This window comes from Mesorhizobium sp. M0048 (assembly GCF_040323405.1).
Taxonomy (GTDB): Bacteria; Pseudomonadota; Alphaproteobacteria; order Rhizobiales; family Rhizobiaceae; genus Mesorhizobium.
This window is the reverse complement of record NZ_JAMYUV010000006.1, coordinates 111,827-133,864: the sequence shown is the minus strand read 5'-3', so window position 1 is coordinate 133,864 and position 22,038 is coordinate 111,827. Positions and strand designations below refer to the sequence as shown.

Here is a 22,038-nt window from a genome sequence, read left to right as displayed (position 1 = left end):
CTGCCGTGACCAAATCTGCAAAACCGCAGCAGACCTACATAAGTAAGCTCACACTTACGAATTTCCGCAACTATGCGGCGTTGGCAATCGACCTTGATCCCGGCGCCGTGGTTTTTTCCGGCGACAATGGCGCCGGAAAAACCAATCTGCTTGAAGCGATCTCGCTGCTCACGCCTGGCCGCGGCTTGCGCCGCGCACCCTATGCCGAGGTGGCGCGCGAAGGCGGTGATGGTGGCTTTGCGCTGCATGCCCGGCTTGACGGGCCGGAAGGCCAGGTCGAGATCGGTACCGGAATAGCGGGCAGCGACGGCGAAGGCGGCCGGCGAGTGCGGATCAACGGCGCGGCGGCACGCTCAGCCGAAGACATGCTGGAATGGCTGCGCGTGGTCTGGTTGACACCGGCTATGGACGGCCTGTTCCCCGGGCCGGCGGCCGATCGTCGGCGCTTCCTCGACCGGCTGGTGCTTGCGATCGATCCCGGCCACGGCCAGCGCGCGCTTGACTACGAAAAGGCAATGCGCGGCCGCAACAGGCTGCTCGCCGACGGTTCGCGCGACAGTGCGTGGTTCGATGCGATCGAGATGCAAATGGCTGAGACCGGCGTGGCAATTGCCGCGGCGCGTGCCGAACTGGTGCGCCTGCTCGCCGCCATGATCGACCGGCTGCCCGGCGACGGACCGTTTCCGCAAGCCGACATCGGCATCTCGGGCGAACTGGAAGGCGAAATCGGTGTTTTACCGGCCGTCGACGTAGAGGAACGGTTCCGTCGCGCCCTTGCCCAGGGGCGCGACCGCGACCGCACCGCCGGGCGCACGCTCGACGGCCCGCACCGTACCGACCTCGTGGTGCGCCACCGGCCCAAAGCGATGCCAGCCGAGCTCTGTTCGACCGGCGAGCAGAAGGCGCTGCTGGTCGGCATCGTCTTATCGCATGCGCGGCTAACCGGCGAAATATCGGGCATGACGCCGATCCTGCTGCTCGACGAGATTGCCGCCCATCTCGACGGCGGTCGACGGGCGGCCTTGTTCTCGATCCTGGAGGAACTGAACTGCCAGGCCTTCATGACCGGGACCGATGCCGCGTTGTTTGACAGCCTCAAGGGACGAGCGCAGTTCCTGACCGTAGATCACGGTAAGGTCAGGCCGACCATTTGACCTTCGGCCATGGCGCGCACTTCTGAGCGGCACGCATTGATGCCTGACAAGTTTTTTCCTCCGTTATATGGTCCCGGGGATGATCACAGCCGCCCTTACCGACGAAGAGCTCGAACGCTACGCCCGCCACATAGTGCTGCCCGAAATCGGCGGCGCCGGCCAGCAGCGGCTAAAGCGGGCGCGGGTGCTGGTCATTGGCGCCGGCGGATTGGGTGCGCCGGTGCTCGAATATCTCGCCGCTGCGGGCGTTGGCACGCTCGGTATCGTCGACGACGACAGCGTCTCCCTTTCCAACCTGCAACGACAAGTGATTCACGGCACGGACATGGTCGGCATGGCAAAAACCGACAGTGCCAAGGCTGCGATCACCCGCATCAATCCAAACGTAGTCGTGGAAGAGCACAATTTCAGGCTGACCGCAGACACCGCCCCTGCCCTCATCGCCCGTTATGACATCGTCGTTGACGGCTCCGACAATTTCGAGGCACGCTACGCAGTGGCCGACGCCTGCGCCGCCGAAAGCCGGCCGCTCGTGCACGCCGCCGTTGGCCGCTTCGACGGCTCGGTCACCGTACTGAAGCCTTTCGAGACCGGCCCGGACGGCAAGTTGAACCCAAGCTACCGCGATCTTTTTCCCGAAGCACCGCCGCCGGGACTGGTGCCGTCCTGCGCGGTGGCCGGCATTGTCGGCGCGCTGACCGGGGTCATCGGCACGCTGCAAGCAATGGAAGCGATCAAGCTGATCACCGGGATTGGCGAGCCGCTGGTCGGGCGACTGTTGCTCTACGATGCGCTGGCGGCACGCTTCGACACGATCCGCTACAAGCGAACCAGCCCGTGAGCCAGTCTGCCGAGGTCTCCATTGTGCAGCTTGCGGCCGATTTCGACCGGTGGGACGAGGTCCTGGCTCTGATCATGCGCGCCTTCGCCTTCATGGACGGCGTCATTGACCCGCCGTCCTCGGCGCATCGCCTTACCGTTGAAAATCTCAGGGCTAGAGCGCTGGAGGAGACAGCATTCCTGGCCCTGAAGGAAAACGAGATCGTCGCTTGCGTCTTCGTCCTTAAGCGCGCAAACGACCTCTATATTGGAAAGCTCGCGGTCGAGCCGACGCTTCAGGGACAAGGCGTCGGAAAACAGCTGATGCAGGCCGTCGAAGATCTTGCCCGCAGCCACAACAGGACCGCCATCGAGCTCCAGACCCGGATCGAGCTGACCGGAAATCACGCAGCCTTTGCCCGCCTCGGTTTTCGTGAAACCGAACGGACAGCGCACAAGGGCTACGACCGGCCGACCTCGATCACCATGCGCAAGATGCTTCCCGTAGGCAAACGCTATCCAAAGACGAACGCGCGGTTGCCGCGGCAAGACCATGCCGGCGCGATGGCAGGTCACGCCCTCAGCGGCAGCACACGGTCGGGCGGACGATGACCGTCGAAGAAGGCGCGGATGTTGATGATTACCTTCTCGCCCATGTCGATACGGCCTTCGAGGGTCGCCGAGCCCATATGCGGCAACAGCACGACCTTGCCTTTGTGGGCAAGTTTCAGCAGCTTGCTGTTCAGCGCCGGCTCGTGCTCGTAGACGTCGAGGCCGGCGCCGGCGATCTTGCCGTCATGGATGAGCTTGACCAGCGATTCCTCATCGATGATATCGCCGCGCGCGGTGTTGACTATGTAAGCTGACGGTTGCAGAAGCGCCAGCCGCCGCGCCGAAAGCAGGTGGAAGGTTGCCGGTGTCGATGGGCAATTGACCGAGATAATGTCCATTCGGGCGAGCATCTGGTCGAGGCTTTCCCAATATGTCGCTTCCAACTCGTCCTCGATTGCCGGAAGCACGCGGTGGCGGTTGTGGTAGTGGATCGAGAGGCCAAAGGCCTTGGCGCGCCTGGCGACGGCGGTGCCGATGCGACCCATGCCGACAATGCCGAGCCGTTTGCCCCAGATGCGCCGGCCGAGCATCCAAGTCGGCGACCAGCCCGCCCATTTCTTGTCGCCGGTCAGCACGTTGGCGCCTTCGGCCAGCCGCCGCGGCACGGCCAGCATTAGCGCCATGGTCATGTCGGCCGTATCTTCGGTCAACACGTTCGGCGTGTTGGTGACGGTGATGCCTTTCTTGGCCGCTGCCGCAACATCGATCTTGTCAACGCCATTGCCAAAATTGGCGATCAGCTTGAGGTTGTCGCCAGCCTGGGCAATCAGCGCCGCATCGATATTGTCGGTGACGGTCGGCACCAGCACGTCGGCCTCCTTGACCGCCGCCACCAATTCCGGCTGCGTCATCGGCCTGTCCTCGACATTCAAGCGGGCGTCGAACAACTCGCGCATGCGGGTCTCGACCGGGTCGGGCAATTTGCGCGTGATGATGACGAGGGGCTTCTTTTTGCCTGCCATTGTTTCCTCGAACCCGATCTCGTTGAGACCTCTTTAACCAAGAACGGCGAAACTGAGAGCCGATCGCGGTACCGGTCATTCATGTAACAAGCGGTTCCGCCGAAGACAAAGAAAAAGGGGCGAAGGCCGATGGGCCGGCGCCGAAAGGAACGAAAGTGTCTGGTTTCGCGTCGCTCCGCCTGACCCTCAGTGCAGCATTCCTCGGCGCTCTCATCCATAGCCCACTGGTGATGGCGCAAAGTGCCGCGGCACCCGCCCAGAGCGTCACGCTCGGACCAAGCGGCTTGCCGCTGCCGCGCTTCGTCAGCCTGAAATCCGGCCGCGTCAACTCGCGCGTTGGGCCGGGCGTCAATTATTCCGTCGACTGGATGTATATGAAGCCAGGCCTGCCGATGGAGATCATCCAGGAGTTCGATACGTGGCGCCGTGTGCGCGATGCCGACGGCTCGGAAGGCTGGATCAATCAGTCGCTGCTTTCGGGCCGCCGCACGGCGATCGTCGCCCCCTGGCAGCGCGGCAAGGACGCTCGCGTCAACCTCCTAGACGACCCGGCAAAAGATGCTGGCGTCATCGCGATCCTCGAACCGGGGGTGATGGGCACGATCAAGTCCTGCGATGGCCAGTGGTGCGAAATGACCTTCGACGGTCATACCGGCTGGCTCGCGCAGTCGCTCGTCTGGGGTGCCTATCCCGGCGAAAAGGTCAAGAACTGACGTTTCTGGACCGCAGGTCGGGCCAGCACGGCAAGCACCGGATCCGGCACTTGTTTCGCTGATCTTCGGTTCGGGGATGGTTTAGCGGCCGATGCGGCCGAGATGGGTATCCTGGAAACTGCTCGACAGCTTCAAGCCATATCCCAAACAACCACCAGGAACACCAGCGATCGCATAGAAGACAAAAGCCGCCACCGCGACGGCGACCCATTCAAAGCCGGAGCGTCAAATCCAGGAATTCATAAGGCGCCGGTCAGTCGCAGCGTTTCGGACGCAGTCTCACCACGATATCGACATTGGCGATCTCCATGCCTTCCGGCGGTTCCGGCAGGTTGGAAACCGTCACCGGGCCGCTGTCGATATCGAAGATCCTGTTTTCGCCCTCGATATAGAAATGATGGTGATCGGATGTGTTGGTGTCGAAATAAGTCTTCGATCCCTCGACGGCAAGGATGCGCAGAAGACCTGCCTGGGTAAACTGGTGCAGAGCATTGTAGACGGTGGCCAGGGACACCGGCACGCCGGCGGCAAGCGCCTCCTCGTGCAGTTCCTCGGCCGAAAGATGGCGGTCGCCCTTGGCGAAAAGCAGATCGGCCAGTGCGATGCGCTGGCGTGTCGGCCTCAGACCGGCCTCGCGAACCCGCTTGTCCACAGCGACATTATCCTTCCGGCAACCCAGATCCATCTATCCGTCGCGCTCACAGTTCCGCCTCAGACACGTCCAACATGGCAGAAATTGAGCATCTGCCGAAACTGGACGTGTCCTGACATATATTCTGTCGACCGAATGCGATCAATAGCGCGCATTGACCCGGGCAGACGGGCAGGTTAAGCGCAAACGCCGGTTTCCGGCCTGAAACAGATTGTGTTAGGAAACCACCGACAAGGGCGCCTTTCGCCCGGGACGATCACGGGGACGAGATTGATGGCGGGTTCGAAATCCAGCTACGGTTACGAGGAATTGCTTGCCTGCGCCCGCGGCGAGCTGTTCGGACCGGGAAATGCGCAGCTGCCCTATCCGCCGATGCTGATGTTCGACCGCATCACCGAGATCAGCGAAACTGGCGGTGCGTTCGACAAGGGTTTCATCCGCGCGGAGTTCGATATCAAGCCGGATTTGTGGTTTTTCGCCTGCCATTTCATCGGCAATCCGATCATGCCGGGATGCCTGGGCCTGGACGCCATGTGGCAGTTGACGGGGTTCTATCTCGGATGGCTCGGTGAACCCGGCAAGGGAATGGCGCTGTCGACCGGGGAGGTGAGGTTCAAAGGCATGGTCACGCCAACGGTCAAGAAGGTGGAGTATGGCGTCGACTTCAAGCGGGTGATGCGCGGTCGGCTTGTGCTTGGTATCGCCGATGGCTGGCTGAAGGCAGATGGCGAGCCCATATATGCGGCAACGGATCTGAAGGTCGGTCTTTCCAAGCAATCGGCCGCCGTCTGAACGAAGACCCTACAGTGCCACGTCTTGGACGTCCAAAGGACGCTGTAGCACTTTAATTTTGCGCATGGTTCCGTTCCGCAAATCGATTTCAGGTTTCGGAGGTCCGCGCTGGAAGGAGTTGCGAATGAGACGGGTCGTAGTCACAGGTCTCGGCATCGTGTCGTCGATAGGCAATAATGCCAACGAGGTGCAGACCTCGCTGCACGATGCCAGATCCGGCATCAGCTTCTCCGACTCTTTCGCCGAGCATGGCTTCCGTTGCCGGGTGTGGGGTGCGCCGACACTGGATCCGTCGGGCATGATCGACCGTCGCGCCATGCGCTTCCTGTCGCAGGGTGCTGCCTGGAACCACGTCGCAATGGACCAGGCGATCGCAGATGCCGGCCTCGACGAGACCGACATCACCAACGAGCGCACCGGCATCGTGATGGGCTCCGGCGGACCGTCGACCCGTGCAATCGTCGAGGCGGCCGAGACCACGATCAAAAACGGCAGCCCCAAGCGGATCGGCCCGTTCGCGGTGCCAAAAGCGATGTCGTCGACCGCGTCGGCGACGCTTGCCACCTGGTTCAAGATCCACGGCGTCAACTATTCCATCTCATCGGCCTGCTCGACGTCTGCGCATTGCATCGGCAATGGCTACGAGCTGATCCAGTGGGGCAAGCAGGACATCGTCTTCGCCGGCGGCCATGAGGATCTCGACTGGACGATGTCGGATCTCTTCGATGCCATGGGCGCCATGTCGTCCAAGTTCAACGACAGGGCATCGGTCGCCTCCCGCGCCTACGACGTCGATCGCGACGGATTCGTCATTGCCGGCGGCGCCGGCGTGCTGATTCTTGAAGAGCTCGAGCACGCAAAAGCGCGCGGCGCCAAGATCTATGCCGAGATCGTCGGCTATGGCGCCACCTCGGACGGCTACGACATGGTGGCGCCATCGGGCGAAGGCGCGGCACGCTGCATGCGACAGGCAATGGCGACCGTCACTTCACCAGTCGACTACATCAATACGCACGGCACCTCGACGCCGGTCGGCGACTCCAAGGAAATGGGCGCCATCCGCGAGGTGTTCGGAGAGGAAGTGCCTTTCATCACATCGACGAAATCGCTGACCGGCCATTCGCTAGGTGCGGCCGGCGTGCAGGAATCGATCTACTCGATCCTGATGATGCAAGGCGGCTTCATCGGCGAGAGCGCCCATATCGAGAACCTCGATCCGGAATTCGAAGGCATGCCGATCGTGCGCAAGCGCATCGACGACGCAAGGATCGACACTGTTTTGTCCAATTCGTTCGGTTTCGGTGGCACCAACGCTACGCTGATTTTCCAGCGCTATTCCGCATAAGGATTTGCCGACCATGGACGGATTGATGAAGGGCAAGCGCGGGCTTGTCATGGGTGTCGCCAACGATCATTCCATTGCCTGGGGTATCGCCCGCAAACTGTCCGAACATGGCGCGGAACTCGCCTTCACCTATCAGGGCGAGGCCTTCGGACGCCGGGTCAAGCCGCTCGCCGAGAAGCTGGGCGCATCGCTGGTGGTGCCTTGCGACGTCGAGGACAGCGCATCGGTCGCCGCAACTTTCGAGACCTTGGGCAAGGCATGGGGTGGGCTGGACTTCATTGTCCACGCCATCGGTTTTTCCGACAAGAACGAGCTGAAAGGCCTCTACGCCGATACCAGCCGCGACAATTTCATCCGCACCATGGTGATCTCCTGCTATTCCTTCACCGAGGTTGCCCGCCACGCCGCCACGTTGATGAAGGACGGCGGCTCGATGATCACGCTGACTTATGCGGGTTCGGTTCGCGTCATGCCGAACTACAACGTCATGGGTGTTGCCAAGGCCGGGCTGGAGGCCAGCGTCCGCTATCTAGCCAACGACTACGGCCCGCGAGGCATCAGGGTGAACGGCATATCGGCGGGACCGGTACGGACGCTTGCGGGCGCCGGGATTTCCGACGCACGCCACATGTTCTCCTACCAGCAGCGCAACTCGCCGCTACGCCGTACGGTGACGATCGACGAAGTCGGCGGCTCCGCGCTCTATTTGCTGTCCGACCTGTCGTCCGGCGTCACCGGCGAAATCCACTATGTCGATTCCGGCTATCACATCGTGTCCATGCCGACGCTTGACGAGTTGAAGCAGACCGACGCCGGACGGGAATAGCGCGAGCGACACGTCGCCGGCTTGCCCCGCAGCGTTTCAGCGTCGCGCCGAGAAGACCGTGAACATGCCGTCGCGGGCGAGCTCCCCATGGCTGGAGAAGGCGGCCGCCAGCACCGGTTCGTAGGGAAGCTGACGGTTTGCCACCATGAACAACCGGCCGCCCGGCTTCAGCGCTTTGCCTGCCGCGCGGATCATACCGGCACCGATTTCCGGCTCAGTCGCCCGGCTGCGGTGAAAGGGCGGGTTCATGACGACCACATCGTAGCGGCGCTCGACCGGTTCGCTCAAAAGATCTGTCCAGAAGAAACGTGGTTCCACGCCTGTGCTGCCGACATTGGTTTTGGCCGCCTCCAGCGCCTCGAAATCCGCTTCGTAAAGGTCAAGCGCCGATATGCCGGGTGAGCGGGCGGCGACCTCGGCAGCGACATAGCCCCAACCGGCACAGAAATCCGCAACACTGCCACGCAGATCGTTGGGCAGATTTTCGACCAGCAGCTTCGATCCCGCATCGATCTTGTCGAAGGAAAACATGCCTGGGGCCGTGCGGAAGCGGTCCTCGACCACCAAATCCGGATTGGCGGCTCGAAGCGTTGCCGCGGCAACGGTATCGGCCGGCCGGCGAAACCAGAAGGCAATGCCGTGATGCTTCGGCAGGTGGCCTTCGAGCGGCACAAGGGCGCCGACATGCTTGCGCAGGCTGGCGACGCCATCGTCCTTGCCGCCGGCGACGACGATCAACCCCCCTGGTGCCACGCGTTCGACCGCTTCGGCGACGCGCAACTCGTTTTGGCCGCGATGGCGGCCGGCGAGCACAAATGCCGCGTCGAAAGCCTCGCCTTCGACCTGCGGCGTGACAGTGAAGCCGGATGCCTGCAAGGCACGAAAATGCGGCCTGAAGCCTTGGACGAGATGAAGCTTGGCATCAAAGCCTTCGGGTAAGCGAAAGCCGGGCTCGGCACCGAGAAAGAGAATGCATTCATCCTTTCGTGGCAGGGACACAGCCCCCGCCTCGAATGGATGGAAAAGCGTCTTCAGCGGCTCGGCGGACATTCACCACTCTTGAACTGCAAGGCTGTTGTTGAATGCAAACGGGCGCGACCTTCCGGCGCGCCCGCTTCGATTGCATAGTTAGATCAGCTTAGGCGGCGTTTTCTTCGCCTTCGCTCTTTTTGTCGCGAGCGATTTCCTTGCCGGTGGCCTGGTCGACGACCTTCATCGACAGGCGGACCTTGCCGCGCTCGTCGAAGCCCATCAGCTTGACCCAGACCTTGTCGCCTTCCTTGACGACATCGGAGGTCTTGGCGACACGATCATTGGCGAGCTGCGAGATGTGGACGAGACCGTCACGCGGGCCGAAGAAGTTGACGAAAGCGCCGAAGTCGGCGGTCTTGACGACCGTGCCTTCGTAGATCTCCCCGACTTCCGGCTCAGCGACGATGGTGTGTATCCACTTCTTCGCCGCCTCGATCTCCTTGGCGTTGGCCGAAGCGATCTTGACCGTGCCGTCATCCTCGATGTTGATCTTGGCACCGGTCTTTTCGACGATTTCGCGGATGACCTTGCCGCCCGAGCCGATCACATCGCGGATCTTGTCGGTCGGAATGTGCATGACCTCGATGCGCGGTGCGAACTCGCCGAGCTCGGCACGCGCGCCGGACAGGGCATGGGCCATTTCGCCAAGAATGTGCTGACGGCCTTCCTTGGCCTGGTCGAGGGCGATCTTCATGATCTCCTCGGTGATGCCCTCGATCTTGATGTCCATCTGCAGCGAGGTGATGCCGTAGGCGGTGCCGGCAACCTTGAAGTCCATGTCGCCGAGGTGGTCCTCGTCGCCAAGAATGTCGGAGAGCACGGCGAAGCGCTCGCCTTCCTTGATCAGGCCCATTGCAATACCGGCGACCGGCTTGGCCAGCGGCACGCCGGCATCCATCAGCGCCAGCGAGGTGCCGCAGACGGTAGCCATCGATGACGAACCGTTGGACTCGGTGATCTCCGAAACGACGCGCAACGTATAGGGGAACTGGTCGGCGGTCGGCAGCATCGGCCGGATGGCGCGCCAGGCGAGCTTGCCATGACCGATTTCGCGGCGGCCCGGCGAACCCATGCGGCCGGTCTCACCGACCGAATAGGGAGGGAAGTTGTAGTGCAGGAGGAACTTCTCCTTGTACATGCCGGTCAGCGAATCGACATACTGCTCGTCCTCGCCGGTGCCGAGCGTGGCGACGACCAGCGCCTGGGTCTCGCCACGGGTGAACAGCGCCGAGCCGTGCGTGCGCGGCAGGACGCCGACTTCCGAGACGATCTTGCGGACCGTCTTCAGGTCGCGGCCGTCGATGCGCGAGCCGGCGTCGAGGATGTTCCAGCGCACGACCTTGGCCTGGAGTTCCTTGAACACGGTGCCGATCTGTTCGGACGTGTATTTGGCCTCTTCGCCTTCTGCCGGCGCGAACGCGGCCTTGACCTTCGCCTTGACGGCGTCGACGGCGGCATAGCGCTTCTGCTTGTCGGTGATCTTGTAGGCGTCGCGAAGCTCGCCTTCGACGATCTTGAGCATCTCGGCTTCAAGTGCGGAATAGTCTGGGGCGGTGAAGTCGCGCGGGTCCTTGGCCGCGACTTCAGCCAGCTTGATGATCGCGTCGATCACCGGCTGGAATCCCCTGTGGCCGAACATGACGGCGCCCAGCATAAGGTCCTCGCCGAGTTCCTTGGCTTCGGACTCGACCATCAGCACGGCGTCGGCGGTGCCGGCGACGACCAGGTCGAGCTTCGATTCTTGCATCTCGTCGACGTGCGGGTTGAGCACATATTCGCCGTTGATGTACCCGACGCGGGCGGCGCCGACCGGACCCATGAACGGCACGCCGGACAAGGTCAGGGCGGCGGAGGTGGCGACGATCGACAGGATGTCCGGATCATTTTCGAGATCGTGCTGGACGACAGTGACGACGATCTGGGTGTCGTTCTTGTAGCCTTCGGCGAAGAGCGGGCGGATCGGGCGGTCGATCAGGCGGGAAACCAGCGTTTCCTTCTCGCTCGGACGGCCTTCCCGCTTGAAATAGCCACCCGGGATCTTGCCGGCGGCGTAAGTCTTTTCCTGGTAGTTGACCGTCAGCGGGAAGAAATCGAGGCCGGGTTTCGGCTCCTTCATCGAGACGACGGTGGCGAGAACCTTGGTTTCGCCGTAGGTAGCCAGCACCGCGCCATCAGCCTGACGCGCGATCTTGCCGGTTTCGAGAATGAGCGGGCGGCCGCCCCATTCGATTTCCACTTTGTGGTAATTGAACATGTCTTGTCCTTCGTATGCGGAAAGGGCCGCGCCGTTTCAGCGTGCGCGGATGCCCTTTCCCTTGGCTTCCTTTCTCGGGCAGCCACGGGCAAGACAACGGGAAGCTCGGCTATTCGGCGCGGTGCCGCACGAGCGTCCTGCAATCCTGCCCCATGACCGTCCATGGGCGGTTTCGAATGGCCCTCTGCTGTTTCGAAACCGGGTTGGCCAATCGATCCGACTGGCCTTGCGCGTGAACCCGAAAACCAGGTTTTCGGAAAGTATCCTGCGCAAATCTAAAACTTCAGAGCGTCCTTTGCGCAGCCAAACCGGTGCGCGGCGCTCTGCTTTCTTCATTGGAGCCTTGGATGATCCGATGCTCCAATGCGCGACCGGCGGGCTCTCGAAAGAACCCGCCGGTCAATTCGTCAACGGCGCAGACCGAGCTTCTCGATCAGCGTCTGATAGCGCGCGTCGTCCTTGCGCTTGAGATAATCAAGCAGGCTGCGGCGCTGGGAAACGAGAGCGAGCAGACCACGGCGGGAATGGTTATCCTTCTTGTGGTCCTTGAAATGATCGGTCAGGTTCTTGATGCGCTCGGAAAGGATGGCCACCTGAACTTCCGGAGACCCGGTATCGCCCTTGGCGGTTGCGAATTCGCCCATCAATTCCTTCTTGCGTTCGGCAGTAATCGACATCGTGTTTTTCCTTGTCTGTTTGAGGAAACGGGACGCCCTCAGCCGGGATGTCGTCCAGCAGGGGCCGGTGCAAGCAACGCGTCAAAGCGCGAAGCTGCGGCGCATATAGTGCAATTCCGACAAAAAGGCCAGCCTAATTCACAAGCCGGCTTTTCGCTGCATAAACGGGCACTTCCGCCTAGTCAGAGCCATTTCTTCCATTTGAAGTACGCAAAGAGCCCGACCGCAACAAGCGCCATGAAGGCGAGCGACAGGGGATAGCCGTAATAGGCCTTCAGCTCCGGCATATTCCAGGGCGAGGTGTCGGGGTCGAAATTCATGCCCCATACGCCGACGAGAAAGGTAAGCGGCATGAAGATCACCGAGACGATCGTCAGGTAGCTGATGACGTCGTTGGTGCGCGCCTGGCTGAGCGACAAGTGCATCTCGATCAGGCCGGTCAGCATGTCGCGCTGGGTTTCGACCAGTTCGATCAATCGCAGCGAATGATCGAGCGTGTCGTTCAGGAATATCTTGGTTTCGGCCTTCACATAGGGCACGTCGTTGCGGATCATGGTCGCCAGCGCATCGCGCATCGGCCAAAGCACGCCCTTCAGCACATTGGCATCGCGCCGCAATTCGTGAAGCTGCCGCATCTGGTGCTTGTGCGCCTGGTGCAGCATCTGGTCCTCGATGCTGTCGACCAATTCGCCAGCAGCCTCGATCGGCGGGAAATAGCTGTCGACGATGGCGTCGATCAAAGCATAAGCGAGATAGTCGGCGCCGCGCGAGCGCAAGCGGTTGGGCACCGAGCTTGCGATCCGCTTGCGCACGGGATCGAATGGGTCGCCTTCGCGCTCCTGGAAGGTGACGACGAAGGTCTTGCCGAAGAAGACGGCGATCTGTTCGTAACGGTGCGCGGTGACGTCGTCGATCATCCTGACGACGACAAAGGCGTGGTCCTCGAAGAAATCCACCTTCGGCCGCTGACCGGTGTTGACGACGTCTTCCAGCGCCAGCGGATGCAGGTTGAAAATCCGGCCGATCTCCTCGATCAGCTGGATATTGGCGAGGCCTGTGCAGTCGAGCCAGATGACCGGCCAATTGTGGCAATGGGTGTTGACGTCGTCGATGCTGGCATTGTCGATCGTCTTGAACTTCTCGGGCGAGATCAACGTCAGCCTGAGCTCGGAGCGGCGCGCCGCCGGGTCGGCGATCAGCGTGCCCGGCGAAGCCCCAACCGGCGGCCTCCGTGTTTTGAGCGCCGCTCGTTTGTTGACCGTGTCAGCCTTTGCCATGTGCCCCCTCGAGTGCAGCGTCGAACGGCACTACAGCGCAGCGCATCCTTTCGGACGGCAAACGGCACCGTAGCGCCGTTGATTTAACGCATGATCGTTTCCCAAAATAGAATCCGGTTTGGAGATCATGCGCCGGGCGACAGCTGTTACCCGATAAAGACCCGCTTTGGCTTGAACATGCCTTGCTCGATAGCGCCGATGGCGACCAACTTGCCGCGCGCGGTGGCGCAAGCCTCCTCCGCTTCTACCGGCGCGTCACGGCCGCGAATGATGACCGGATTGCCGAGGCGGATTTTGGTTGCCGCATCATCGCTGATCGCGACCTGCGGCAGGCATTCGAGCGCGGCGGCGGTGTCGACCAGAAGTGCATCGATGGCACCGAAGTCGATCGGGGCGTCCGCTGCTTGCGGCTCGCCCTGCTCGCCGAAGCGGGCGGCTTCCAACTCGGCCAGGGTAACGAAATCTTCCTGCGTGAACGGCTCGACCTCGACCCGCCGCAGCTCGGCGATGTGGCCGAAACAGCCGAGCTCGCGGCCCATGTCGCGCGCCAGCGAGCGGACATAGGTGCCCTTGCCGCATTCGACCTCGAAGATGGTGCGATCGACCATATGCTCGACCAGGTCGAGCCGGCCGATCTCGACCTCGCGTGCCGGAATGTCGACCGTCTCGCCATCGCGGGCAAGGTCATAAGCGCGCTCGCCAGCGATCTTGATCGCCGAAAATTGCGGCGGCGTCTGCATGATGACGCCGGTATATTTCGAAAGCAGCGCCAGCACGTCGGCTTCCGCCGGACGGCGGTCCGAGCTTTTGGTCGCCGGGCCTTCGAGGTCGTCGGTCGAACGCTCCTCGCCCCAGGCAACCGTGAAGCGGTAGACCTTGGCGCCGTCCTGGACGTAAGGCACCGTCTTGGTCGCTTCACCAAGTGCGATCGGCAGCATGCCGGACGCGAGCGGGTCGAGCGTGCCGGCATGGCCGGCCTTCTCCGCCTGGAACAGCCACTTGATCTTGGAGACGGCTTCGGTCGAGCCCATGCCGACCGGCTTGTCCAGTATCAGCCAGCCCGAGATCGGCCGGCCCTTCTTCTTGCCGCGGCGCGCCACTATTCGCTGTCCTTCCGGTCGTCTTTGTCTTTGTCGTCGGCGCTGAGATCGCGCGCCACTTCGGGCGAGTGCAGCAATTCGTTGATCTTCTGGAAATTGTCGTAGCTGGTGTCGAGCCGGAAGCGGAATTCCGGCATGTACTTCATCTGCCGCAGCGCGCCGGAGACGCGGCCGCGGACGAACTTCGCATGCTTGTTGAGCGCTTCGACCACCGCACCGGCATCCTTGGCGCCAAGCGGCGAGACGAAGGCGGTGGCGATCTTCAGATCGGGCGACATGCGCACTTCGGAGACCGAGACCACGGCATTCTCGATCAGCGGATCGAGGATCTCGCCGCGCTGCAAGGTCTCGGACAGCGCATGGCGCACCTGCTCGCCGACGCGCAGCATGCGCTGGGATGGGCCAGCCGATGGTGGTCTTGGCATGAAAATCTCTTCTCTCAGTGCGGGTTCGAACCGCCTCAAACGGTTGACTTAGCGCCGTTGATCCGGCTTGGCTACCCCAAGGAACCTGCACCTCAGCTAATGTAAGGTGCGCGGCACTGAATGCTCTGTCTCCGGGCCGGCCTGTAATGAGACCATGAACGAAACGATCCTGTCGTATTCGGCTTTCAAATCGCTCTCGGACCCAAATGCACTCATCGGAATAAACCAGCCACCCTCTTGCGTCACAAAACCGATGCCGAATTCGGTCAGAGTAACTCGGCTTACGGATTTCCATCCGATGTGGATCTCTGTATCTGCGGCACGCTTTGAGATGCCGGCGACATCCACTCGGATCATGGTGGGTTCAGGCTCGAAATGAGCAACCTCGACTCGCCTCGCCAGAATGGGGCCGAGATTGATCATGATACCCGTGACAATGGTCATCATGCCCACAACTCCCGCGACTCCGGCCAAAGCACCGGAGCCGTCGAGATAGTTTGTGACAAGCACAAGCGGAATGCCAACGAGAAAGCAGTAAAACAACCGTCTCAGGGCGCCGAGACGACTTTCGCTCCGCGCCCTTGAGTAGACCCCTGAAAAATCGGCAGGAGACAGAACAAAGCGGTACTCAAGGCTTCGTTCTTGCTCCATATGCCGACACTACAGCGTCCTGGTCACCATCTCGACGCGGAAGCACTCGATGACGTCACCGACGCGCATGTCCTCGTAGTTTTGGAAGGCCATGCCGCATTCCTGGCCGGCCGGAACTTCCGAAACTTCGTCCTTGAAGCGCTTCAGGGTCTTCAGCGTGCCTTCGTGGATGACGACATTGTCGCGGATCAGGCGCACGCCCGCACCACGCTCGACCTTGCCTTCGGTGACACGGCAGCCGGCGATCTTGCCGACCTTGGTGATGTCGAAGATCTCGAGGATCTCGGCATTGCCGATGAAGGTCTCGCGACGCTCCGGCGAGAGCAGGCCGGAAAGAGCCGCTTTCACATCATCGACCAGATTGTAGATGATCGAATAGTAGCGGATCTCGATGCCTGCCGCAGCCGCGGCCGCGCGGGCCTGCGCATTGGCGCGAACGTTGAAGCCGATGATCGCAGCCCCCGAGGTTTCCGCCAGCGACACGTCGCTTTCGGTAATGCCGCCAGCCCCGGCATGGACGATGCGGGCGCGCACCTCGTCGGTGCCGAGATTGTCGAGCGCCGCGTTGATCGCCTCGATCGAACCCTGCACGTCGCCCTTGATGACCAGCGGGAATTCCTTCAATCCGCTGGTCTGCAATTGCGACATCATCTGTTCAAGCGAGCCGCGCTGGCCGGCATGCCTGGCCACCGCCTTCTCGCGCGCCAGACGCTGGCGATATTCGGTGATCTCGCGGGCTCGGGCCTCGTTGTTGACAACGGCGAAGCGGTCGCCGGCCAGCGGCGTACCTTGCAGACCGAGGACTTCCACCGGCATTGCCGGCGGCGCTTCCTTGACTTGCTCGCCGCGATCGTTGACGAGCGCGCGTACCCGGCCCCATTCGTTGCCGGCGACGAGGATGTCGCCCGGCATCAACGTGCCGGTCTGCACCAGCACCGTAGCGACCGGGCCGCGGCCCTTGTCGAGCTGGGCTTCGATGACCACGCCTTCGGCGGTGCGGTCCGGATTGGCCTTCAGGTCGAGGATTTCGGCCTGCAGCAGGATCGCTTCGAGCAACTTGTCGAGATTGATGCCCTTGGTCGCCGACACCTCGACATCCAACACCTCGCCGCCCATCGATTCGACGAACACCTCGTGGCGCAGCAGTTCCGAGCGCACCTTCTGCGGATCGGCGTCATGCTTGTCGATCTTGTTGATCGCCACGATTATCGGAACGCCGGCCGCCTTGGCGTGATTGATCGATTCGATCGTCTGCGGCATGACGCTGTCGTCGGCTGCCACCACGAGGATGGCGATATCGGTCGCCTGGGCGCCGCGGGCACGCATCGCCGTGAAGGCGGCGTGGCCGGGCGTGTCTATGAACGTGATCTTGTGACCGTTCTTCTCGACCTGATAAGCGCCGATATGCTGGGTAATGCCGCCGGCTTCGCCGGACACGACGTTGGCATTGCGGATGGCATCGAGCAACGAGGTCTTGCCGTGATCGACATGGCCCATGATCGTTACCACCGGCGGACGCGGCTGCAGGTCCTCCGGACGATCGGCGATGTTGAACAAGCCCTCTTCGATGTCGGACTCGGCGACGCGGCGGACCGTGTGGCCAAATTCGGTGGCGACCAGTTCGGCCGTGTCGGCGTCGATGACGTCTCCAGGCTTCAGGATCTGGCCCTGCTTCATGAAGAACTTGACCACGTCGACAGCGCGCTCGGACATGCGCTGCGCCAGCTCCTGGATGGTGATGGTTTCGGGCAGGATCACTTCACGCATGACTTTCTCGCGTGGCTCGTTATGCAACGCGCGCTTGAATTTCTCCTGACGACGGCGCATCGACGAGAGCGAGCGGGCGCGCGCATCCTCGTCGGAAAGAGCCGAATTCAGCGTCAGCTTTCCGCGGCGGCGGTCTTCCTCGCCCTTGGTCGGCTTGGCAGGACGTGCCACTTCGGGGGTGACGAGACGGCGCACCGGTGCACCGGCACCGGTCCGCTTCGGCTTGACCTCTTCCTCGTCATCGACTGTCGCCAGTTCGGCGGCGAGCGGCGCACGGCGGCGCGCCTCTTCCTCGGCACGGCGGCGGGATTCGGCCTCGGCTTGCAGCCGTGCCTCTTCCTCGGCCTGACGGCGAGCCGATTCCTCGCGCTCGCGGCGGCGGCGCTCTTCGTCCTCGCTGCGGCGCTTGGCCTCCTCGATGGCGCGCTGGCGATCCTCGACATCGCGGACCTTCGAGCCCTCGAGAGCCCGGCGGCGTGCTTCCATTTCCTGGCGCGACAACTCGTTCAGCACCATGCCGCCGCGTTCGAGCGGCGGCGGAGGCGGCGGCGCCTTGGGAGCTTCCTGCACGGCAGGCACTGCCGCAACCGGCTTCGGCGTGAAAACGGACACAGGCGCTGCCGCCGGCTCCGGCTTGTCGCCAGGCAGCGAGAACTTGCGCTTCTTGGTCTCGACGACCACCGACTTGGTGCGGCCATGCGAGAAGTTCTGGCGCACCGTGCCCTGTTCCATACCGGGGCGCTTCAGCGTCAAGGTCTTCTTCGGCGTAACACTCAGCGTCTTGTCGTCGCCCGATTTCGTATCGCTCATTCCATATCCTCTGCGGCATCATCCTCGTCAGCAACGGCCGCAAGCATTGCCAGATCGTCCGGGGAACCGCCCCGATATCGGTCGAGCGCAACCATGCGCTTCTGGACCGCCCTGCCCGCGTCTCCCGCGAGAACGGCAGCATGTATCACATTTGTACCCCCCAATGCCAAGCTCAACTCGGCCTCGGAGAAAAGTTTGTAAGCGCGGATCGCAGGCCCGCCGAGGTGGACGGTTGCCCGTCGCGCCTGGCTTATCTTGCGGACGCCATCGTCGGAAGCCTCGGTCGCGTGGAGCACGAAAAGTGCAAGTCCGCCGCGCACGGCACTCTCGACCTTGGTCGCTCCGAGCGCTATGGCGCCCGCCTTGCGGGCCAGGCCAAGCATGCCCAGAGCGAACCTGGAAAGCAGCGCGTCGACCATACCGCCAAGATCGGCTGGCACGCTCACCTGCGCCTTAAAAGCACGGGCAAACAGGTTTTTCGCCGCTGCCTTGTCTATATGTAGGCGGTCGGCCGTCACCCAGCAACCGCGGCCGGGCAGGTTTCTCTTGATGTCCGGAACGACGGCCGAATCCGGGCCGACGACGAAACGGATCAGTTCATCCGGTTCGGCTTGCCTGCGGGTGACGATGCAGGTGCGATCGTTCATCTCGTCCAAGGGCGGGTTCGGTGCGATGCGGTTTCACCTCACGCACCGACGGTTTCGTCAGCCGGCACGCCCTCGGCGGCAAGCTCGTCTTCGGTGATCCAGCCAGCCTTCAGGCGAGCCGCCAGGACCATCTGCTCGGCATCGGCGCGTGATACGCCATGGTTGGCGAGCACACCCGGGAATACCTTCGTCTCGCCGTCCTTGCGTTCTTTCCAACCGGTCAGGTCGTCGGCGGCGTAGCCGGCGAAATCCTCGATCGTCTTCACGCCGTCCTCGCCGAGCGTCACCATCATGGCGGTGGTGATGCCGGGAATCTCGCGCAATTCATCCTTGACGCCGAGGGCCTTGCGCTTCTCGTCGTGCTCGGCTTCGATCTTCTCCAGATATTCGCGGGCGCGGGTCTGGATTTCCGAAGCAGTGTCCTCGTCGAAGCCGTCGATCGACGCGATTTCGCCGGAATCGACATACGCGACTTCCTCGACGCTGGTGAAGCCTTCGGAAGCGAGCACCTGGCCGACCATCTCGTCGACGTCGAGGGCTTCCATGAACAGCGACGATCGTTCGACGAATTCCTTCTGGCGGCGTTCGCTTTCTTCCTGCTCGGTCAGGATGTCGATATCCCAGCCGGTGAGCTGCGAGGCAAGACGGACGTTCTGGCCGCGACGGCCAATGGCCAGCGACAGCTGATCATCGGGAACGACGACCTCGATGCGCTCGGCATCCTCGTCGAGCACGACCTTGGCGACTTCCGCCGGCTGCAACGCATTGACAATGAAGGACGCCGCCGAAGGCGACCACGGAATGATGTCGATCTTCTCGCCCTGCAATTCACCGACGACCGCCTGGACGCGGCTGCCGCGCATACCGACGCAGGCACCGACCGGATCGATGGAGCTGTCGCGCGAGATGACAGCGATCTTGGCGCGCGAACCCGGATCGCGGGCGACCGACTTGATCTCGATGATGCCGTCGTAGATTTCCGGCACCTCCATGGTGAACAGCTTCGCCATGAACTGCGGATGGGTGCGCGACAGGAAGATCTGCGGGCCGCGCTGTTCGCGGCGCACGTCATAGACATAGGCGCGGACGCGATCGCCATACTTGTAGTTTTCGCGCGGAATCAGCTCGTCGCGGCGGATGATCGCCTCGCCGCGGCCGAGATCGACGATGACGTTGCCGTATTCGACGCGCTTGACGGTGCCGTTGACGATCTCGCCGATACGGTCCTTGTATTCGTCATATTGCCGGTCGCGCTCGGCCTCGCGCACCTTCTGCACGATGACCTGCTTGGCCGACTGGGCGGCGATACGGCCGAAATCCATCGGCGGCAGCTGTTCGGCGATGAAATCGCCGAGCTGGGCGTCCGGATTTCGCTCGCGCGCCGAGGAAATGGCAATCTGGGTCGCGTAGTCGTCGACCTTCTCGACCACTTCCATCAGCCGCTGCAGCTTCATCTCGCCGGTATTCGGATTGATATCCGCCCGGATATTGGTTTCCTGGCCGTAGCGCGAGCGCGCGGCCTTCTGGATCGCATCGGCCATGGCGGCGATGACGATCGACTTGTCGATCGACTTTTCACGCGCGACCGCATCGGCGATCTGCAGCAGTTCAAGCCTGTTGGCGCTTACAACCATCTTGTTTCTCCCGAGCTTGTCGCCGACCTTACCGCCGGCAGCCCAATCACATTTCCTGTTCGGTTTCGTCTTCCGCACCCGCTGGTGCGTCTTCGGGTTCGCCGCGGCGTTTCCTGGCTTCCTTGCGCGCCCGGTTGTCCTTCGACAGTGCATCGCGGATAAGATCGTCGGTCAGAACCAGCCGCGCTTCGGCAATCGCATCGTAGGGAACACGCACCGTCGGCTCCTCGCCGTAAGCGGCCTTGTCGCGCTCGATCACCACACCGTCCGCGTCGCTTTCGGCGATCTTGCCCTTGAAGCGCTTGCGGTCGGCGACGAGGACAGACGTCTCCATCTTCACCAGATGGCCGGCCCAGGCTGCAAAGTCCGATTTGCGGACCAGCGGCCGGTCGATGCCCGGCGACGACACTTCGAGATGATAAGCCTTCTCGATCGGATCATCGACATCGAGCGCCGGCGACACCGCCCGGCTGACCTCTTCACAATCCTCGACCGTCATGGTGCCGTCCTCGCGCTCGGCCATGATCTGCAGCGTCAGCCCGTTCTGGCCCGACAGGTGCACACGTACCAAGCGAAAGCCAATGGCGCGCAGTACCGGCTGAACGATCAGCGCGATGCGCGCATCGATGCCGCTTTCGCGGATGATGCGGTCGTCGCCTTCGCTCGCCGTCACTGTCATTCGGTCCTGTCGCTCGATCCCTGTTGGTCGGCAGGTAATAAAAAAGAGCGGGACCGGGTGGACCCACTCTTCGTCATACCGACCAAGAATTTGAAGCTGATATAGACGATCATGGTCCTCGTTTCAAGCCCGTCCTGCATGACGGCAAGGCACCGAGTCCGCAGCGCTGCGCCAAATGCATGGCGCCCATGCAGTTATGCCCCTTTGAGCACCGGCCACGCACGACTATCTATGTTGCATTGCACAATTGGAGCGCTCACTGCGCTCGAAAGGGTACGATTATGAACAATCGTGGATTTTTTTCAGCCATAGGCGATGTCTTTAGCGTGTTCGGCAGCGCCGTAGCAGCGTCGCGGGCTGTGGAAAACGGTCGCAAGCCGCGTGCGCATGATCTGCGCAATCTCGGCATGGAGCCGGCAGCCTTCGACAAGATCCGTCGCTTCTGAGCCAAGTGAGCGCCGAGAGCCTTCGGCCGCTCGCCTTTACTCAGCTCTAATTTCCCGCTTATTTCCGCACGAAGGTCAGATAGGCGGGCCGTCGGCCTTCGCGAATGGCCTTGGCCTCATAGCGCGTCCCCGGCCAGCCATCATAGGGCCGATGCCAGTCGGCTGCTTCGTTTGCCTGCCACGTGAAGGCGCCGTGGGCCCGGCAATGCAGCAGCGTCCAGTTCACATAGCTGTCGATGTCGGACGCAAAGTGGAACTTTCCGCCGTGCTTCAGGACGCGCGCGAAGCGGTCGAGATTGACCGGGCTGACGAAGCGCCGCTTCCAGTGCTTCTTCTTCGGCCACGGATCCGGATAGAGGAGGTCAATGCCGTCAAGCGAAGCCTGCGGCAGCCAGTCCAGCAGGCGCGTGGCGTCGTCATCATAGACGCGCAGATTGGCAAGCGGCCGCTCCCGGACCGCCATCATCATCTTGGCCATGCCGTTGACGAAAGGTTCGACGCCGATAAAGCTGGTCGCCTGGCTGGCCGTAGCACGGTGCAGAAGATGTTCGCCGCCGCCAAAACCGATTTCGAGCTGGACAGCGGAAACTCCGGCTTCGAAAAGGCTGCGCAGATCGGCCGGTGGTCCAACCGTCAGATCGAGCTTGTAGGCGGCAAAGCCGCTCTCCAGCGCCGCTGCCTGCTGTGGTCGAATGGTCTTGCCGCGCCGGCGACCGAAAAAGGCCTCGGTCGCACGGCTTGGCCGGTCCTTCGGGTCCATAGGC

Annotated in this window: 21 protein-coding genes and 1 pseudogene; 8 read left to right on the top strand and 14 right to left on the bottom strand. The window is 62.3% G+C overall.

Annotated features, from left to right (window positions below; genetic code table 11):
- The first annotated feature begins 5 nt into the window (after positions 1-5).
- From recF to NKJ84_RS08805, 3 genes and pseudogenes are all read left to right on the top strand, one after another.
- Positions 6-1,154: a DNA replication/repair protein RecF gene (recF, locus tag NKJ84_RS08815; protein ID WP_352506151.1), complete on the top strand. Its 1,149-nt coding sequence runs from the start codon at positions 6-8 to the stop codon at positions 1,152-1,154.
- A 79-nt stretch (positions 1,155-1,233) separates the two neighbouring features.
- Positions 1,234-1,995 (top strand): molybdopterin-synthase adenylyltransferase MoeB, encoded by a 762-nt coding sequence (locus NKJ84_RS08810; protein ID WP_352506150.1) that lies wholly within the window; start codon positions 1,234-1,236, stop codon positions 1,993-1,995.
- A pseudogene (locus NKJ84_RS08805) lies at positions 1,992-2,474 on the top strand (GNAT family N-acetyltransferase); the annotation flags it as partial. The gene NKJ84_RS08810 and the pseudogene NKJ84_RS08805, both read left to right, overlap by 4 nt.
- Positions 2,475-2,545: 71 nt before the next feature.
- Here NKJ84_RS08805 and NKJ84_RS08800 read toward each other — a convergent pair.
- Positions 2,546-3,547: a 2-hydroxyacid dehydrogenase gene (locus NKJ84_RS08800; RefSeq protein WP_254816279.1), complete on the bottom strand. Its 1,002-nt coding sequence runs from the start codon at positions 3,545-3,547 to the stop codon at positions 2,546-2,548.
- A 155-nt stretch (positions 3,548-3,702) separates the two neighbouring features.
- Between NKJ84_RS08800 and NKJ84_RS08795 the strand changes: the two genes are divergently transcribed.
- The gene (locus tag NKJ84_RS08795) at positions 3,703-4,260 is read left to right on the top strand and encodes an SH3 domain-containing protein (RefSeq protein WP_023676915.1); all 558 of its coding nucleotides are present in this window, start codon (positions 3,703-3,705) and stop codon (positions 4,258-4,260) included.
- A 253-nt stretch (positions 4,261-4,513) separates the two neighbouring features.
- Here NKJ84_RS08795 and irrA read toward each other — a convergent pair whose 3' ends face one another.
- Positions 4,514-4,945, bottom strand: a complete 432-nt coding sequence (gene irrA / locus NKJ84_RS08790) for an iron response transcriptional regulator IrrA (protein WP_023676913.1) — start codon at positions 4,943-4,945, stop codon at positions 4,514-4,516.
- A 240-nt stretch (positions 4,946-5,185) separates the two neighbouring features.
- Between irrA and fabA the strand changes: the two genes are divergently transcribed.
- The 3 genes from fabA (at position 5,186) to fabI (ending at position 7,875) form a co-directional block, all read left to right on the top strand.
- Positions 5,186-5,704, top strand: coding sequence for a 3-hydroxyacyl-[acyl-carrier-protein] dehydratase FabA (gene fabA / locus NKJ84_RS08785; protein ID WP_352506149.1), 519 nt, complete (start codon positions 5,186-5,188; stop codon positions 5,702-5,704).
- Between the two features lie 124 nt (positions 5,705-5,828).
- A complete protein-coding gene (gene fabB, locus NKJ84_RS08780; protein WP_352506148.1) occupies positions 5,829-7,049 on the top strand; it encodes a beta-ketoacyl-ACP synthase I in 1,221 nt (406 codons plus the stop codon).
- Positions 7,050-7,062: 13 nt separating this feature from the next.
- Positions 7,063-7,875 (top strand): enoyl-ACP reductase FabI, encoded by an 813-nt coding sequence (fabI, locus tag NKJ84_RS08775; RefSeq protein ID WP_352506146.1) that lies wholly within the window; start codon positions 7,063-7,065, stop codon positions 7,873-7,875.
- 36 nt (positions 7,876-7,911) lie between these two features.
- Here fabI and NKJ84_RS08770 read toward each other — a convergent pair whose 3' ends face one another.
- The 11 genes from NKJ84_RS08770 to rimP form a co-directional block, all read right to left on the bottom strand.
- Entirely contained in the window at positions 7,912-8,925 is a 1,014-nt protein-coding gene (locus tag NKJ84_RS08770) for a class I SAM-dependent methyltransferase (protein ID WP_352506145.1), read from the bottom strand.
- Positions 8,926-9,013: 88 nt separating this feature from the next.
- Positions 9,014-11,161, bottom strand: a complete 2,148-nt coding sequence (gene pnp / locus NKJ84_RS08765; RefSeq protein WP_352506144.1) for a polyribonucleotide nucleotidyltransferase — start codon at positions 11,159-11,161, stop codon at positions 9,014-9,016.
- A gap of 407 nt (positions 11,162-11,568) precedes the next feature.
- On the bottom strand, positions 11,569-11,880 hold the full coding sequence (gene rpsO / locus NKJ84_RS08760) for a 30S ribosomal protein S15 (RefSeq protein WP_280940423.1): 312 nt from the start codon (positions 11,878-11,880) through the stop codon (positions 11,569-11,571).
- 140 nt (positions 11,881-12,020) lie between these two features.
- Positions 12,021-13,115, bottom strand: a complete 1,095-nt coding sequence (gene corA, locus NKJ84_RS08755) for a magnesium/cobalt transporter CorA (RefSeq protein ID WP_254816272.1) — start codon at positions 13,113-13,115, stop codon at positions 12,021-12,023.
- Between the two features lie 146 nt (positions 13,116-13,261).
- The gene (truB, locus tag NKJ84_RS08750) at positions 13,262-14,215 is read right to left on the bottom strand and encodes a tRNA pseudouridine(55) synthase TruB (protein WP_352506143.1); all 954 of its coding nucleotides are present in this window, start codon (positions 14,213-14,215) and stop codon (positions 13,262-13,264) included.
- Positions 14,215-14,640 (bottom strand): 30S ribosome-binding factor RbfA, encoded by a 426-nt coding sequence (gene rbfA / locus NKJ84_RS08745; RefSeq protein WP_254816270.1) that lies wholly within the window; start codon positions 14,638-14,640, stop codon positions 14,215-14,217. Before rbfA ends, truB begins: the two co-directional genes overlap by 1 nt.
- A gap of 96 nt (positions 14,641-14,736) precedes the next feature.
- Entirely contained in the window at positions 14,737-15,087 is a 351-nt protein-coding gene (locus NKJ84_RS08740; RefSeq protein WP_352506142.1) for a hypothetical protein, read from the bottom strand.
- Positions 15,088-15,300: 213 nt separating this feature from the next.
- Positions 15,301-17,868: a translation initiation factor IF-2 gene (gene infB, locus NKJ84_RS08735; RefSeq protein WP_352506141.1), complete on the bottom strand. Its 2,568-nt coding sequence runs from the start codon at positions 17,866-17,868 to the stop codon at positions 15,301-15,303.
- Positions 17,865-18,515, bottom strand: a complete 651-nt coding sequence (locus NKJ84_RS08730) for an RNA-binding protein (RefSeq protein WP_352506140.1) — start codon at positions 18,513-18,515, stop codon at positions 17,865-17,867. Before NKJ84_RS08730 ends, infB begins: the two co-directional genes overlap by 4 nt.
- Before the next feature lie 38 nt (positions 18,516-18,553).
- Positions 18,554-20,149, bottom strand: a complete 1,596-nt coding sequence (gene nusA, locus NKJ84_RS08725) for a transcription termination factor NusA (protein ID WP_023719563.1) — start codon at positions 20,147-20,149, stop codon at positions 18,554-18,556.
- Positions 20,150-20,195: 46 nt separating this feature from the next.
- Positions 20,196-20,828: a ribosome maturation factor RimP gene (rimP, locus tag NKJ84_RS08720; protein WP_254816265.1), complete on the bottom strand. Its 633-nt coding sequence runs from the start codon at positions 20,826-20,828 to the stop codon at positions 20,196-20,198.
- A 281-nt stretch (positions 20,829-21,109) separates the two neighbouring features.
- Here rimP and NKJ84_RS08715 point away from each other — a divergent pair, with 281 nt between their 5' ends.
- Positions 21,110-21,274 carry a hypothetical protein gene (locus tag NKJ84_RS08715; protein ID WP_254816264.1) on the top strand — a complete coding sequence of 55 codons (165 nt, stop codon included), beginning with the start codon at positions 21,110-21,112 and terminating at the stop codon, positions 21,272-21,274.
- Positions 21,275-21,332: 58 nt separating this feature from the next.
- On the opposite strand, the gene trmB is transcribed toward NKJ84_RS08715, so the two are convergent.
- Positions 21,333-22,034 (bottom strand): tRNA (guanine(46)-N(7))-methyltransferase TrmB, encoded by a 702-nt coding sequence (gene trmB / locus NKJ84_RS08710; protein WP_352506139.1) that lies wholly within the window; start codon positions 22,032-22,034, stop codon positions 21,333-21,335.
- Positions 22,035-22,038 lie beyond the last annotated feature (4 nt).

Coding starts and splice junctions, on each gene's coding strand:
- nusA (WP_023719563.1), bottom strand. CDS start 20,149: ATGGTTGTAAGCGCCAACAGGCTTGAACTGCTGCAGATCGCCGATGCG.
- rbfA (WP_254816270.1), bottom strand. CDS start 14,640: ATGCCAAGACCACCATCGGCTGGCCCATCCCAGCGCATGCTGCGCGTC.
- NKJ84_RS08740 (WP_352506142.1), bottom strand. CDS start 15,087: ATGATGACCATTGTCACGGGTATCATGATCAATCTCGGCCCCATTCTG.
- NKJ84_RS08730 (WP_352506140.1), bottom strand. CDS start 18,515: ATGAACGATCGCACCTGCATCGTCACCCGCAGGCAAGCCGAACCGGAT.
- fabI (WP_352506146.1), top strand. CDS start 7,063: ATGGACGGATTGATGAAGGGCAAGCGCGGGCTTGTCATGGGTGTCGCC.
- NKJ84_RS08800 (WP_254816279.1), bottom strand. CDS start 3,547: ATGGCAGGCAAAAAGAAGCCCCTCGTCATCATCACGCGCAAATTGCCC.
- irrA (WP_023676913.1), bottom strand. CDS start 4,945: ATGGATCTGGGTTGCCGGAAGGATAATGTCGCTGTGGACAAGCGGGTT.
- rimP (WP_254816265.1), bottom strand. CDS start 20,828: ATGACAGTGACGGCGAGCGAAGGCGACGACCGCATCATCCGCGAAAGC.
- fabB (WP_352506148.1), top strand. CDS start 5,829: ATGAGACGGGTCGTAGTCACAGGTCTCGGCATCGTGTCGTCGATAGGC.
- fabA (WP_352506149.1), top strand. CDS start 5,186: ATGGCGGGTTCGAAATCCAGCTACGGTTACGAGGAATTGCTTGCCTGC.
- NKJ84_RS08715 (WP_254816264.1), top strand. CDS start 21,110: ATGAACAATCGTGGATTTTTTTCAGCCATAGGCGATGTCTTTAGCGTG.
- trmB (WP_352506139.1), bottom strand. CDS start 22,034: ATGGACCCGAAGGACCGGCCAAGCCGTGCGACCGAGGCCTTTTTCGGT.
- corA (WP_254816272.1), bottom strand. CDS start 13,115: ATGGCAAAGGCTGACACGGTCAACAAACGAGCGGCGCTCAAAACACGG.
- infB (WP_352506141.1), bottom strand. CDS start 17,868: ATGAGCGATACGAAATCGGGCGACGACAAGACGCTGAGTGTTACGCCG.
- NKJ84_RS08810 (WP_352506150.1), top strand. CDS start 1,234: ATGATCACAGCCGCCCTTACCGACGAAGAGCTCGAACGCTACGCCCGC.
- pnp (WP_352506144.1), bottom strand. CDS start 11,161: ATGTTCAATTACCACAAAGTGGAAATCGAATGGGGCGGCCGCCCGCTC.
- NKJ84_RS08770 (WP_352506145.1), bottom strand. CDS start 8,925: ATGTCCGCCGAGCCGCTGAAGACGCTTTTCCATCCATTCGAGGCGGGG.